The sequence below is a fragment of the Bradyrhizobium sp. Unk1 genome (genome assembly GCF_059512345.1).
In genome coordinates this window covers 1-13,432 of sequence record NZ_JCAMOP010000003.1, presented here as the reverse complement: position 1 = coordinate 13,432, position 13,432 = coordinate 1, and the positions used below count along the sequence as shown (strand labels likewise).

General features: G+C 66.1%; 11 protein-coding genes. 1 reads left to right on the top strand and 10 read right to left on the bottom strand.

The window, feature by feature from the left end; all coding sequences use genetic code 11:
* Positions 1-38: 38 nt before the first annotated feature.
* From AC5ZFO_RS04225 to sdhC, 10 genes are all read right to left on the bottom strand, one after another.
* Positions 39-2,222: an OmpA family protein gene (locus AC5ZFO_RS04225; protein WP_496121475.1), complete on the bottom strand. Its 2,184-nt coding sequence runs from the start codon at positions 2,220-2,222 to the stop codon at positions 39-41.
* A 186-nt stretch (positions 2,223-2,408) separates the two neighbouring features.
* The gene (locus AC5ZFO_RS04220) at positions 2,409-2,651 is read right to left on the bottom strand and encodes a hypothetical protein (protein WP_282524121.1); all 243 of its coding nucleotides are present in this window, start codon (positions 2,649-2,651) and stop codon (positions 2,409-2,411) included.
* 84 nt (positions 2,652-2,735) lie between these two features.
* Positions 2,736-3,122, bottom strand: a complete 387-nt coding sequence (locus AC5ZFO_RS04215; RefSeq protein ID WP_496121473.1) for a VOC family protein — start codon at positions 3,120-3,122, stop codon at positions 2,736-2,738.
* 24 nt (positions 3,123-3,146) lie between these two features.
* Entirely contained in the window at positions 3,147-3,971 is an 825-nt protein-coding gene (locus AC5ZFO_RS04210; RefSeq protein WP_282524123.1) for an FkbM family methyltransferase, read from the bottom strand.
* Between the two features lie 165 nt (positions 3,972-4,136).
* Positions 4,137-6,095, bottom strand: a complete 1,959-nt coding sequence (locus AC5ZFO_RS04205; protein WP_282524124.1) for an ABC transporter ATP-binding protein/permease — start codon at positions 6,093-6,095, stop codon at positions 4,137-4,139.
* Between the two features lie 52 nt (positions 6,096-6,147).
* Positions 6,148-8,304: a hybrid sensor histidine kinase/response regulator family protein gene (locus AC5ZFO_RS04200; protein ID WP_282524125.1), complete on the bottom strand. Its 2,157-nt coding sequence runs from the start codon at positions 8,302-8,304 to the stop codon at positions 6,148-6,150.
* A gap of 190 nt (positions 8,305-8,494) precedes the next feature.
* Positions 8,495-9,277, bottom strand: coding sequence for a succinate dehydrogenase iron-sulfur subunit (locus tag AC5ZFO_RS04195; RefSeq protein ID WP_282524126.1), 783 nt, complete (start codon positions 9,275-9,277; stop codon positions 8,495-8,497).
* A gap of 25 nt (positions 9,278-9,302) precedes the next feature.
* Positions 9,303-11,138, bottom strand: coding sequence for a succinate dehydrogenase flavoprotein subunit (gene sdhA / locus AC5ZFO_RS04190; RefSeq protein WP_496121471.1), 1,836 nt, complete (start codon positions 11,136-11,138; stop codon positions 9,303-9,305).
* Positions 11,139-11,141: 3 nt separating this feature from the next.
* On the bottom strand, positions 11,142-11,546 hold the full coding sequence (gene sdhD / locus AC5ZFO_RS04185) for a succinate dehydrogenase, hydrophobic membrane anchor protein (RefSeq protein WP_282524128.1): 405 nt from the start codon (positions 11,544-11,546) through the stop codon (positions 11,142-11,144).
* Entirely contained in the window at positions 11,543-11,941 is a 399-nt protein-coding gene (sdhC, locus tag AC5ZFO_RS04180; RefSeq protein ID WP_282524129.1) for a succinate dehydrogenase, cytochrome b556 subunit, read from the bottom strand. Before sdhC ends, sdhD begins: the two co-directional genes overlap by 4 nt.
* A 508-nt stretch (positions 11,942-12,449) precedes the next feature.
* Between sdhC and AC5ZFO_RS04175 the strand changes: the two genes are divergently transcribed.
* Positions 12,450-13,310: a sulfite exporter TauE/SafE family protein gene (locus AC5ZFO_RS04175; RefSeq protein ID WP_496121468.1), complete on the top strand. Its 861-nt coding sequence runs from the start codon at positions 12,450-12,452 to the stop codon at positions 13,308-13,310.
* The last annotated feature ends 122 nt before the right edge of the window (positions 13,311-13,432 follow it).

Here is a 13,432-nt window from a genome sequence, read left to right as displayed (position 1 = left end):
CGGGATTGCTCCCGGCCATTTTGCATTTGTGCTTCGCCTCAGCGCGGCGGTGCGGTGCCGGGCGGGGGCGGCGGCAGCGAGGCCTGGCCGCCGTTGAGCAGCGGCGTGATGTTGCGGACGGTGACGCGCCGGTTGATCAGGCTCGGTCCTTGCGTCTGCTCCTTCAGATACTGCTCGCCATAGCCCTGCGAGGTCAGGTTCTCCGCCGGCACGGCGAACTGCTGGGTCAGCAATTCGGCCGCGGACTGCGCACGGCGATCCGACAATGACAGATTGTCGACCTCGTTGCCGACCGCGTCGGTGTGTCCCTCGATCAGGAACACCGCGCGCGGGTTGCGCTGGATCGCACGGTTGAGACCGTCGGCGATCCCCTGCAGCCGGGCCGCCTGGTCCGGCGGGATGGTCCACGAGCCCGTCTCGAAGGTGATCGTGTTGACGTCGATGCTCGGCATCTGCATGCGAACATTGGGGCTGTAGCGGATCTCGTCGAGCGTGTAACGCCGATCGATCCGCTGTACCGGCGGTGCCTCCATGGTCTGGTAGATCACGTCCGGCGATGCCTCCTGAGCGTCGACGATGTAGCGATCGTAGGGCATGTTGACCACCGGCGGCGGCACGTCGACATAGAAGCCGCCGACCGACCGCGGATCGCGGTAGCTGTTGTCGATGATGATGATCTCGCGCCCGCCGGGGTCCCTGCGGATTCGCCGCAGCAACGAACCGTCGGGACCGACCACGGTGATGACCTCGCTGCCATCAGGACGGATCACGACCGTGCGGGTTTCGCCGCCGATGGTGTCGGTGCGGATGTCGCGGGCGCCATAGCGGAAGCGATAGAGGTCGTTGCCGCGGACGTAGGCCTGCCCGCCCGGATCGCGGATGATGATGCGATCAGGTTCGGTGTAGACGGTGCGGCCGCCTTCGATGGCCTCGCGTCGCTGGTTGTGGAGGTCGGCAATGGTCGCGCCGATCACGACGCCGGCCACCACGCCCGCACCGATCGCGAGCGGTGTCAGGTCACGCTGCGGCGGCCGCGGCGGAGGCGGCAGCGGTGCGACGACTGTCGGCCTGGCCTGGAACGCAGGCGTGACCGTCGGCGGAGCGAATTGCGCGCGGTTGGGCGGCGGCGTTGCGGCCGCCGAGCCCGGGACTGTGCTCGGCGCTGCGGCACCGGCGGGCGCCGCGGGCCGCGGCGGGAGGCCGCCGGCCTGGGGCGGCGCAGCCGGAGTTCCGGCTGCGGGCGCGCCCGCGGGAGGTGTCCCACCCTGTTGACCAGGGGTCGGCGTCGCCGCCGGTGCTGTGCCTGGGGCGGGCGTCGGTCCCGCGCCGGGACGGCCGGGCGGTGGCGTCGGAGCACCTGGGGCCGGTGTGGCCGTCGGAGTGGGCGCGGCACCGGGAGCCGGCGACGGAGATCCTGCAGCCGGAGGCGTGCCGGGACGTCCGCCGGGCGGCGGTGCACCGGGGCGACCGGCCGGCGGTGCGCCAGGCGTGCTGCCCGGTGCCGGCGTTGCCGTCGGCGCAGGTGTCGCTGTCGGCGCAGGTGTCGCTGTCGGAGCAGGCGTGGCGGTCGGGGCAGCCGCGCCAGGTCGGGCCGCAGGCGCGGCCGGCGAAGGCGACGGCGTAGCCGCAGGTGCCGGCGCCGGACGTGCGGGTGCTGCTGCGGGCGGCGTTGCCGCTGCCGGCGGAGTCGGAGCGGGACGCGCGGCAGGCGGAGCTGCTGCGGGAGGCGGCGTCGGCGTGTGCTGCTGCGCGGCCGGGGGCGGCGGAGTTGGCGCAGGCGCATGCTGCTGGGGTGCCGCAGCCGGAGGCGGCGACGGCTGCTTGGGAGCTGCCGGCGGCGGGGGTGGCGGCGGAGGCGGAGGTGCCGGACGTGCCGCAGGCGGAGGAGGCGGTGGTGGTGTCGGGCGCGACGGCGCGGCAGCCGGCGGCGGCGGAGCGGGAGGATGCGGAGGTGCTGCTGCGGGCGGCGGCGCCGTGGGGTGCGCAGGAGCTGCGGGCGGTGCTGCGGCAGGAGGAGGTGGTGCGGCAGGGCGTGCGCCAGGCGGCGGTCCCTTCGGTGCTTCCTTCGGAGGAGGCTGCTTCGATTTGTCGTTCTCTGGTGGTTGTGTCTGCGCCTGCGCGACCACGAGCGGCGGCGCGCTTTGCGCATGCGATGCGGAGCTTGCGAATTGCATCGCGGTTAGAGCCGTCGTTGCAAGCAGCACGAAACGAAGGTTGGTCATGATGGTGAACTTCCCCGGAAGGTTCTTTGACGAAGTGTCGGGATGAACGGCTACGCGTTAGGCCGGAATGTGGCGGGCGAAGAGGTCGCGGCCCGATTTATTTCTGCACGCAAATCACCTCACTATGGTGACGTTCATTGCGCATTCAGACGCAGGTTGCAATTGCCTCACATGTGATGCTTCGCCTCATGTGTGATCGCGCAACGAACCTGCATCCGTCGCGGGATTCGGCGTGAGCGGTCCGTTCGGTCCGCGCGATGGAATCTCTTCCGGCATGTGGCCCGGCAATTCGTCGGGCTGTGGTGATTCGCCGGGTTCGCGCACCGGCGGCGTGATTTCAGGCTGCGGATTGCCCGGCGGAATTCCAGGCGGCGGCTCCGTGGGCGTGCCGGGCGTCGACGGCGGAATCTCGGGCGGTTCGATCGGCATCAGCATCATCAAGGTCAGTTGTCGGGAGAACGACAACGATGATGCCGCGCCGATGTTCCTTGTCGCGTCGTCTTGGAGCGCGCCCTATTCCGGCGCGTGGCAAACGGCCTCGATGTTGTGGCCATCGGGATCGAGCACGAACGCGCCATAGTAGTTCGCATGATAATGCGGGCGGATGCCGGGCGCGCCGTTGTCGCGGCCACCGGCCGCCATGGCTGCCTTGTAGAAGGCGTCGACCGTGGCGCGGTCCTTCGCGACGATCGCGACATGCACCGGCTTGTTCATGGCGCCTTCGGCCCCGAACCAGAAGTCCGGCTTGCCGTCGGCGCCGAAGCCTGCGGCCGGAGCGTGGCCGGTCTGCTCCGCCGTCACTTCCATGATCAGGCCGTAGCCGAGCGGCGCAAGCGCTTTGGCATAGAACGCTTTCGCGCGCTCATAGTCGGAGACGGAGAAACCCAAATGGTCGATCATCGCAACCTCCGTTGTTGGTCCCTGTCAGCGCGACAGGAACGTATTGCTCCGTGTCTTGCGCGCGATCGCAAAGCCGCGCGCGACCATGTCAGCGATACAATCCTGCTGCCATTCGTTTTGTGACAGATGCTCGATCACCACCGCGCGCGGCCACAGCGATTGCGGCGCGTCGCGGAAGAAGCCGATCAGCACGCGGTCCTCAAACCCTTCGACGTCGATCTTGAGCGAATCGACTTGGCCGACGCCGGCCTCATCCAGAATGCGCGTCAGCCGCAGTGATGGGACCTTGATCGCCTCCGCGCTGGCCGCGCCGGTGACGACGTGCGTGGCGCCGAGATTGCCGCCGCCGCTCTCGATCATCAGCTCGCCGTCGCTGTCACCGGCGGCAGCCTGCACCAAACGAACCTGCGCCGTCTTCGACGCGGCGTGGTTGAACGAGAGCCGTCCAAACGTCATCGGATGCGGTTCGATCGCGACCACCTTGCCATGGGTGCCGACCTGCTGCGCCATCACCAAGGCAAAGGTGCCGACATTGGCGCCGACGTCGACGAACACGCCGCCTGCCGGCGTGTGCTGGCGCAGGAAATCGAGCTCGTCGAGATTGTAGTCGGGATTGAACAGCGCGCCGCGCTCGGTCGCGCTGCCCTGGTGGTAGAAGCGGAACGAGGCGCCCTGGTACTGCACATCGATCGGCCCGCCGCGCATCAGGTTGACCAGCCGCGACATCCACGGGCGGAACGCACCGCGCTTCAGCCCCGACTGTTGCGCAAGGCGGATGATCGCAGCCTGCGCCGCGTTCGGCGCAAACGCGCCGAACGGCGCGGTCGAAGGGGCGTTGTCGGGCGTCAAGCAGGTGGTCCTCGTTGCAAGCGGCGCATGCATAGCCGGTTTTGATGAGGACTCCAATGTTGCGGGAAAAGAATGTAGCCCGGATGGAGCGCAGCGAAATCCGGGGTTCTCGCCGCTCTAATAGACCGTCCCGGATTGCGCTTCGCTCCATCCGGGCTACGGACCTTACGCCGCCTTTTTTGGAGCGGCCTTGCGCTGCCTCAGGAATCGCCCGAGCAGCTTGCGTTTGCCCTTGCGCGGGATCAGGTCGATATCGCTGACGAGCTTGGCGCCGCCCTTGCGGCGTTCCAGCACGATCTTGCGGCTGTGGAAGGCTTCCAGCTCGACGCGATGGGCGACGCTGACGATGGTCGCTTTCGGCAGCTCGTCGGTGACCATCTGCATCATCTTGTCCTGGCTCTTCTCGTCGAGCGCGGAGGTCGCTTCATCGAGCACGACGATGTCGGGGTTGTGCAGGAGCAGCCGCGCGAAGGCGAGGCGCTGCTTCTCGCCGCCTGACAACGTCTGGTCCCACGGTCCCTCTTCTTCGATCTTCTCCTTGAGGTGGTCGAGGCCGACCTTGCGCAGGGCCTCGCCGATCTCATCGATGGTCCAGTCGTCCTCCGCGCCGGGATAGGCGACGGCGCGGCGCAAGCTGCCGGACGGCACGTAAGGCCGCTGCGGCAGCATGAACAGCCGCCGGTCGGGATGGAAATTGACGCTGCCGCCGCCCCAGGGCCAGAGCCCCGCAATGGCGCGCACCAGCGTGCTCTTGCCGGTGCCGGATTCACCGGCGACTAGCAGCCGCTCGCCCGGCTCGATCACCACCTCGGTTTCGCCGACCACGGCGGTGCCGTCGTCGAGTGTGACGGAGAGATCCTTCATCTCCAGCATGGCCTCGTTGCTGGTCTCGCCGCGCTTGATGCGGCCGAGGCCGTCGCCCTGCTCGGCGCGCTCCAGGCCATCGAGCGACATCATCAGCGAGCCGATGCGACGCGCGCAGGCATTCCAGTCGGCAAGCCGCGGATAATTGTCGACCAGCCAGCCGAACGCGCTCTGCACGATGGTGAAGGCGGAGGCCGCCTGCATCACCTGCCCGAGTGTCATGCTGCCGTCGAGGAATTTTGGCGCGCAGAGCAGAAGAGGGACCACGGGCGCAACAAGGCTCGAGCCTTGCGAGACCAGCGTCGTGCGCATGTGCTGGCCGGCCAAACGCGCCCACTGCCGCAGCACGTTGGTGAAATTGCGGTCGATGCCGCCGCGCTCCTCCTCCTCGCCGCCGAGCAGCGCGATGCTCTCGCCGTTCTCGCGCACGCGCGTCAGCGTGTAGCGGAAATCGGCCTCGGCCTGGTTCTTGTCCTCGGAGACCTGCACGAAGCGCCGGCCGATCACCAGGATCGAACCGGAGGCGATCGCTGCATAAAGGATCGCGGCGATGACGAGGAAGCCGGGGATGGTCATGGTCGATCCCGCAAGCGTGACCGTGAGCGCGCCGCCGATGGTCCAGAGCACGATGATGAACGTGACCGCCGACAGCAGCGCCGATGTCACGCCGGCGAGGAAATCGACCGGGGAATCGGTCGCCACGCGCAGATCCTCGGCGATGCGATATTCCGGGTTCTTATGGTCGCCGCCGACCAGGTTGAGCTGATAATAGCGCCCGTTGGCCAGCCAGCGCGTCAGCACGCTTGCCGTGAGCCAGGCGCGCCAGCGGCGCTGAATTCCCATCCGCGCGAACACCTGCGCGACGCCGAGCACGATGCTGCCGATCGCGAGCGGGAAGAACACCGCCGTGAGATGGAAGACGGTGGCCGCCTCGCGCTTCTCGATGGCGTCGAAGATCGCGCGATTCCAGACATTGATGCCGTATTGAAAGCCGACGGTGAGGACGATCAACACGACGAGGCCGATCGAGTAGAGCCACGCCAGCCGGTCGCCGTTGCGGCCCCAGAAGCCGCGTGCGCTGATCCAGAACCGCGTCAGCAGATAGTCCTTGCGAGCTTGCTCAGCCTCCTCGGGCGAGAGTTCGGGATCGGGCTCAATAACCTCCGGCGGCGGCGGCGCGACCGCATCGCCATTCTCGCCCTCGATCTCGACAATGGGCGGCTTCCTGCCCTGTTCGCGCTTTGCGGCCGGCTTGTGCATGCGCGGATAACGCGAACCAAATCAATCGGTTCCCGTTGGTTCCGTGCCAGCCTTACTCGGCGGCGCCATCGCGGACCGGCCGGAGCCTCGCGGCCCGATGCAGAACCCGCGACAATTCCTCAATCGAATAGGGCTTCTGCACGAGATCGAAGCCGGCGGCGCCATCTTGTGACAGGGCCTGACTGTAGCCCGTGGTCAGCACGATCGGCACGCGGATGCCGCGGTCGCGGATCGCCTGCGCCAGATCGAGCCCGGTCATCCCGGGCATCACCACGTCGGAGAATACGACGTCGAAGCGATCTGCGTCGACGGTGAGCTCGGCAAGCGCGTCGGTGGCGTTGTCGACCAAAGTGATGCTGTAACCGAGCTCGGTGAGGCCGTCGGCAGCGAAATTGGCGAGCTCGATATTGTCCTCGACCAACAGCACCGACATGCCGCTGCCGGCCACTGCCGGCGCGGTGTTGGGCGCCTGCCGTTGCGGCAGCAGGTCCGCGGGCACGCGCGGCAGATAGAGTGAGAAGGTGCTGCCCTGGCCGACCTCGCTCGCGACGGTGACCTCGCCGCCGGATTGCCGGGCGAAGCCGAACACCTGCGACAGGCCGAGACCGGTGCCCTGGCCGACCTGCTTGGTGGTGAAGAACGGCTCGAAGATGCGGCCTAATCGTGCGGCGGGAATGCCGATGCCGGTGTCGCTGACGGCGACGCTGACGAAGCCATCGCTGCCTGAAAGATCATGGCCGCCCGAGACGTGCACCAATGTATCGGGTACGGACGCCGCCGCCTGCACGGCGAAGGTGATCCTGCCTTTGCCCTGCATGGCGTCGCGCGCATTGGTCGCCATGTTGATCAGAGCCGTCTCGAACTGGCCGGCATCGGCCTTGACGAGGCAGGGCTCGGTCGGCAGCCGGATTCCGATCTCGATCGCCGGCCCGAGCAGCGTGGCGAGCATGTCGTGCAGCGACTGCATCCGCTCCCCGACGTCGAACACTTCCGGTTTCAGGGTCTGGCGCCGCGCGAACGCCAGCAGCTGCGAGGTCAGCTTGGCGGCGCGCGCGACCGCGTCCGCAATGGCATTGATGTAGCGCTGCCGCCGCTCCTCGCTCAGCTGCGGCCGGTTCAACAGGTCGACCGAGGCGCGGATCACGGTGAGGAGATTGTTGAAGTCGTGCGCGACACCGCCGGTGAGCTGGCCGAGCGCTTCCAGCCGCTGGCTGTGCTTGAGCGCCTCCTCGGCCTCGCGTCGCTTTGCAGCCTCGGTCTGGAGGTGCTGGGTGCGCCGGAACGCCAGCGCCAGCAGCACGAACAGGAGTGCGGTGGCGGGCACGCCGAACACCAGATGCTGGCCCATGGTGGCGAGCCAGCGCGCGCGGATCGCCGAGGTCTCGAGCCCGGCGCTGACATAGATCGGATATTCGGCGACGCGCCTGTAGCCGACGCGCCGCTCGATTCCGTCCGAGGGCCAGGCGATGGTGATGAGGCCGTGCTCGGGGTGAGCGGCGATCTGCTGCCCGACCGGTCCGGTCGGATCGAGCCGGAAGTCGCGGTCGAGCCGGGGAAAATGGGTGAGCACCACGCCGTCCGTGCGTCCCATGGCGAAGAAGCTGCCGGGATCGGAGCCGATCCTGGCATAAAAGCTCTCGAAATATTCCGGCAGGACGGAGGCCTGGATGACGCCGATGAAGCTGCCATCGTCGGCTTCGCGGCGCCGGCTCATGCCGAAGAAGCGTGCCCCCTGATAGGGCGGACGCGGCGTCAGGGCTGCGCCGACGAACGTGCCAATGTTCTGGTCGACATGGGCGTAGAAGTAGTCACGGTCCGCAAAACTCAGATCCTGCGGTGGCGAGACGAGGCTGTTGACCAGCGATTTCCCGTTCGCGTCGAAGATCCAGGCCGATTTGAGCTGCGGCAGCGCATCGGTCAGCCGTTTCAGGCGGCGATGCAGCGCCGGTTCGCGCGAACGGATGACGTCGTCGGGAAGGCCGCGCACGACCTCGTTGAGCTCGGCAAGGCTGCGGTCGATGGTCTCGAACACCTTGAGCGCGTGCTCATGGGCGACATCGAGCGTGCGCTCGATCTCGCGGTCGGCGATGTCCTTTGTCGATGTGTAGGAGATCGTGGAGGTGAAGACGAACAGTGCAATCGGCAGCGCCAGGGATGCCGCCATCATCCACTGCAACAGTCTCAGCGAGTTGCGTTGCGCACCCTGCACAGTCGCTCCGGTCCCTGACCGGAGAGCTTACTTGAAACTCCCGCTGGGAAGGAAGCGGCTTGTCGATGGAACCGGAGGTTGCAATCCGGACGTTCGCCCGCGGTGCGGGCTATGGCAAATTCTACTCAAACTGAGGTTGATCGTAGAATGCCCCGGCCGTCGCGGCCGGGGGCCGTAGCATGAACGAGGCCTAGATCTGGCGCTCGACCATCTTGAGCTTGAGCTCGGCGATGGCTTCCGCCGGGTTGAGACCCTTCGGGCAGGCCTTGGCGCAGTTCATGATGGTATGGCAGCGGTAGAGGCGGAACGGGTCCTCGAGATTGTCGAGGCGCTCGCCGGTCGCCTCGTCGCGGGAGTCGGAGACCCAGCGGTTGGCCTGGAGCAGGGCGGCCGGGCCGAGATAGCGATCGCTGTTCCACCAATAGCTCGGGCACGAGGTCGAGCAGCAGGCGCACAGGATGCACTCGTAGAGGCCGTCGAGCTTCTCGCGGTCCTCATGGCTCTGGCGCCATTCCTTCTGCGGCGTCGGCGAGGTCGTCTTCAGCCACGGCTCGACCGAGGCGTACTGCGCGTAGAAATTGGTCAGGTCGGGAACGAGGTCCTTCACGACAGGCTGGTGCGGCAGCGGATTGATCTTGACCGCGCCGTCCTTGACGTCGTGCATCGAGCGGGTGCAGGCGAGCGTGTTCTGGCCGTCGATGTTCATCGCGCAGGAGCCGCAGACGCCTTCACGGCAGGAGCGGCGGAAGGTCAGCGACGGATCGATGTTGTTCTTGATCCAGATCAGGCCGTCCAACACCATCGGACCGCAATCATGGGTGTCGACGTAATAGGTGTCGACGCTCGGATTCTTGCCGTCGTCCGGATTCCAGCGATAGACGCGGAATTCGCGAACGTCGGTCGCGCCCGCGGGCTTCGGCCAGGTCTTGCCGCCGGTGATCCTGGAGTTCTTCGGAAGTGCGAATTCAACCATTTCGATTAAGGCCTTCGCTGTTCGCTCAGTACACCCGCGCCTTCGGCGGGATGTACTGCACGTCGTTGGTCATGGTGTAGTCGTGAACGGGACGGTACTCGATCTTGACCTTGCCGGACTCGTCCAGCCAGGCCAGCGTGTGCTTCATCCAGTTCTTGTCGTCGCGCGCGGAGAAGTCCTCGCGGGCATGCGCGCCGCGGCTCTCGGTGCGGTTGGCGGCGGAGTCCATCGTCACCACCGCCTGCGAGATCAGATTGTCGAACTCCAGCGTCTCGATGAGATCGGAATTCCACACCAGTGAGCGATCCGACACGGCGATGTCGGTGATGCCGCTGTGGACCTTCTCGATCAGGTTCTGGCCTTCGCTCAGGATGTCGCCGGTGCGGAACACCGCGCAATTGTTCTGCATCACGTGCTGCATGCCTTCGCGCAGCTTCGCGGTCGGCGTGCCGCCGGAGGCGTAGCGGTAGTGATCGAGGCGGCCGAGCGCGAGCTCGGATGAGTTCGCCGGCAGCTCCGGCTGACTGGCGTTCGGCGTAAGCTTTTCGGCCAGGCGGAGCGCGGCGGCGCGGCCGAACACCACGAGGTCGATCAGCGAGTTGGAGCCGAGGCGGTTGGCGCCGTGCACGGAGACGCAGGCGGCTTCGCCGATCGCCATCAGGCCGGGAATGATGGCGTTGTCGTCGCCGTCCTTCTTGGTCAGGACTTCGCCGTGATAGTTCGTGGGGATGCCGCCCATGTTGTAGTGCACGGTCGGCACGATCGGGATCGGCTCGCGCGTCACGTCGACATTTGCGAAGATTTTTGCGGATTCGGAGATGCCCGGCAGGCGCTCGGCGAGCACCGCGGGATCGAGATGGTCGAGATGCAGGAAGATGTGGTCCTTCTTCTTGCCGACGCCGCGGCCTTCGCGGATCTCGATGGTCATCGCGCGCGAGACGACGTCGCGCGATGCGAGGTCCTTCGCCGACGGCGCATAGCGCTCCATGAAGCGCTCGCCCTCGGAATTGACGAGATAGCCGCCTTCGCCGCGCGCACCTTCGGTGACGAGACAGCCCGAGCCGTAAATGCCGGTCGGGTGGAACTGCACGAACTCCATGTCCTGCATCGGCAGGCCGGCGCGCAGCACCATGCCGCCGCCGTCGCCGGTGCAGGTGTGCGCCGAGGTGCAGGAGGCGTAGGCGCGGCCGTAGCCGCCGGTTGCCAGGATCACGGTCTGGGCGCGGAAGCGGTGCAGCGTGCCGTCGTCGAGCTTGAGCGCGATGACGCCGCGGCAGGTGCCCTGGTCGTCCATGATCAGGTCGATGGCGAAGAACTCGATGAAGAACTCGGCCGCGTGGCGCAGTGACTGGCCGTACATCGTGTGCAGCATGGCGTGGCCGGTGCGGTCGGCGGCGGCGCAGGTGCGCTGCGCCTGGCCCTTGCCGTAGTCCATGGTCATGCCGCCGAACGGGCGCTGGTAGATCTTGCCGTCCTCGGTGCGCGAGAACGGCACGCCCCAATGCTCGAGCTCGTAGACGGCCTCGGGTGCGTTGCGCACCATGTATTCGATCGCGTCCTGGTCGCCCAGCCAGTCCGACCCCTTCACGGTGTCGTACATGTGCCAGCGCCAATCGTCCTTGTGCATGTTGCCGAGCGAGGCCGAGATGCCGCCCTGGGCTGCGACCGTATGCGAGCGGGTCGGAAACACCTTGGTGATGCAGGCGGTGCGAAGACCGACTTCGCTGCAGCCGACCACGGCGCGCAGGCCCGCGCCGCCGGCGCCGACCACGACGACGTCATAGGTGTGGTCTTCGATCGGATAGGCTTTGCCGTTGGTGGCGGGAGCGCCGTTGCCCTTGCCATTCGTCGCATTGGCCATGGGTTACACTCCGGATGACAGTTGGAGAATCGCGTAGATCGACGCGAGCGCGACCGCGATCGAGAAGAAATTGTTGAGCATGATCGACGCGAGCTTCAGCTTTTCGTTGTGGACATAGTCCTCGATCACGACCTGCATGCCGATCTTCATGTGCCAGGCGCTGGCGATGATGAAGAGCACCATGATGATAGCGATCGGCAGCGAGCCGAGGATCTGCTTGGCATAGGCCTGGTTGCGGCCGAGCAGCATCATGATGACGACGATCACGGGGATCATCAGCAGGACCATCGCCACTGCAGTCAAGCGCTGGCGCCAGAAATCGGACGTGCCGGAATGCGCCGCGCCAAGGTTGCGGACGCGGCCGAGCGGGGTGCGCATGCTGCGCTTCGGCGTATCGGCCGTGCTCATCGTCCGCCTCCGATCGCATAGGCGATGATCCAGATCAGCACCGTCAGCACGATGCCGCCGATCAGTGCGCCCCAGGTCAGCGCTTCGCGCTCATTGGCCTTGAAGCCGTAGCCGAGGTCCCACACGAAGTGCCGGATACCGCTCAGCATATGGTGCATCAGCGCCCAGGTGTAGCCGAACATGATCAGCCGGCCGATGATGCTGCCGGTGAAGGCCTGGACGTGGGAATAGGCGGCGGGGCCGGAAGCCGCCGCGATCAGCCACCAGGCCAGCAGCAGGGTTCCGACGTAGAGCGCGATACCGGTGGCGCGATGGACGATGGAGAGAGCCATCGTCAGCGTCCAGCGGTAGACTTGCATGTGGGGGGAAAGCGGTCGTTCGATCCGTGCGGTCATGGGCTTTTGATGTTTATTGCGGCCCAGCAGGGGGCACGCGGGGATCGCGGAAGGTCGGCTCTATTTACGGAGTCGATTTCGCCTGCGCAATCACCAAATCGCCATAAATCGAACCGTGGTTCAGCTCTAGAGCGTTGATGATGCAAGGCCAATCAGTGGCTTGGTATACCAGCACTTCGGTCCGCCAACGAAGGAAGGAATATCAGTTCATTTATTTCGAAGGGACCGATGCGCGTTGAAATTGCTATTGGAACGCCTCTAAACGGACCATGCCGTCCAAACCTGCCCGGGGCCGGTCTTTTGAGCGGTTAACGCCATTCGGACGGCATTAACTCGCTCCCGCTACGGCCCGGTTTGCCCCTTGTCCGGATATGCGCACCTTGCATTCCACCCCAGCCGCAAGACGTGGCGTGTCGACCGCGCGAATCAGATCGCCTAATGCTCCGCACGCAGCTTTCCGAACGCATGTTTCGGAGAAGCTGCGACCAGTCGCCGGGGCAGGTCAGGGGTGATTGCAGGTCTTGATATCAAGGAGATCGTCGAGCTCGCGCTGTTGCTGATCGCAACCGGCGCGCTCTCGGGATTCCTGGCCGGCGTGTTCGGGATCGGCGGCGGCGCGATTCTCGTGCCGGTGTTTTACGAATGCTTCCGCATCGCCGGCGTACCGCTCGAAGTGCGCATGCCGCTCTGCATCGGCACCTCGCTCGCGGTGATCATCCCGACCTCGATCCGCTCGTTCCAGGCACATTACAAGCGCGGCGCCGTCGACATGTCGATCCTGCGCGTGTGGTGGCTGCCGATCGTGTTCGGTGTCATCGCCGGCAGCGTCATCGCGCGTTATGCGCCCGAGAAGCTGTTCAAGATCGTGTTCGTCTGCGTCGCTTATTCCGCGTCGGCACGTCTCATCTTCGCGCGCGAGAGTTGGAAGTTCGGCGATGATCTGCCGAAAGGCCCGCTGATGCGCGTCTACGGCTTCTGCGTCGGTATCCTCTCGACGCTGATGGGCATCGGCGGCGGCCTGTTCTCGAACCTGCTGATGACGTTCTACGGCCGGCCCATCCACCAGGCGGTGGCGACCTCGTCGGCGCTCGCGGTGCTGATCTCGATCCCCGGCGCGCTCGGCTACATCTATGCCGGCTGGCCGGCGGCTGCGACCTATCCCGCCGTCGCAGCGCTGCAAATCCCGTTCGCGCTCGGTTACGTCTCGCTGATCGGCGCCGTGCTTGTGATGCCGATGAGCCTCGTGACAGCGCCGCTCGGCGTGAGGGCCGCGCATGCGATGTCGAAGCGCACGCTGGAGGTCGCGTTCGGCTGCTATCTATTTATCGTCGGCAGCCGGTTTGTGATGAGCTTGGTGGGCGGGCAGTAGACGCCTGAGCCTGCGCCACATACTCCGCTGTCATCGCCCGCGAAGTGTTTAGTCGGGAGACATGGCTGACACCTGTTCGGACACATCACTGACAGGTTGGCGATTGGTCAAGTCGATCGATG

What these genes read in the sequence shown, in the direction of transcription:
- AC5ZFO_RS04195 (WP_282524126.1), bottom strand. Translation starts at nt 9,277, where the DNA reads ATGGTTGAATTCGCACTTCCGAAGAACTCCAGGATCACCGGCGGCAAG.
- AC5ZFO_RS04220 (WP_282524121.1), bottom strand. Translation starts at nt 2,651, where the DNA reads ATGCCGATCGAACCGCCCGAGATTCCGCCGTCGACGCCCGGCACGCCC.
- AC5ZFO_RS04215 (WP_496121473.1), bottom strand. Translation starts at nt 3,122, where the DNA reads ATGATCGACCATTTGGGTTTCTCCGTCTCCGACTATGAGCGCGCGAAA.
- sdhD (WP_282524128.1), bottom strand. Translation starts at nt 11,546, where the DNA reads ATGAGCACGGCCGATACGCCGAAGCGCAGCATGCGCACCCCGCTCGGC.
- AC5ZFO_RS04205 (WP_282524124.1), bottom strand. Translation starts at nt 6,095, where the DNA reads ATGCACAAGCCGGCCGCAAAGCGCGAACAGGGCAGGAAGCCGCCCATT.
- AC5ZFO_RS04225 (WP_496121475.1), bottom strand. Translation starts at nt 2,222, where the DNA reads ATGACCAACCTTCGTTTCGTGCTGCTTGCAACGACGGCTCTAACCGCG.
- sdhC (WP_282524129.1), bottom strand. Translation starts at nt 11,941, where the DNA reads ATGACCGCACGGATCGAACGACCGCTTTCCCCCCACATGCAAGTCTAC.
- sdhA (WP_496121471.1), bottom strand. Translation starts at nt 11,138, where the DNA reads ATGGCCAATGCGACGAATGGCAAGGGCAACGGCGCTCCCGCCACCAAC.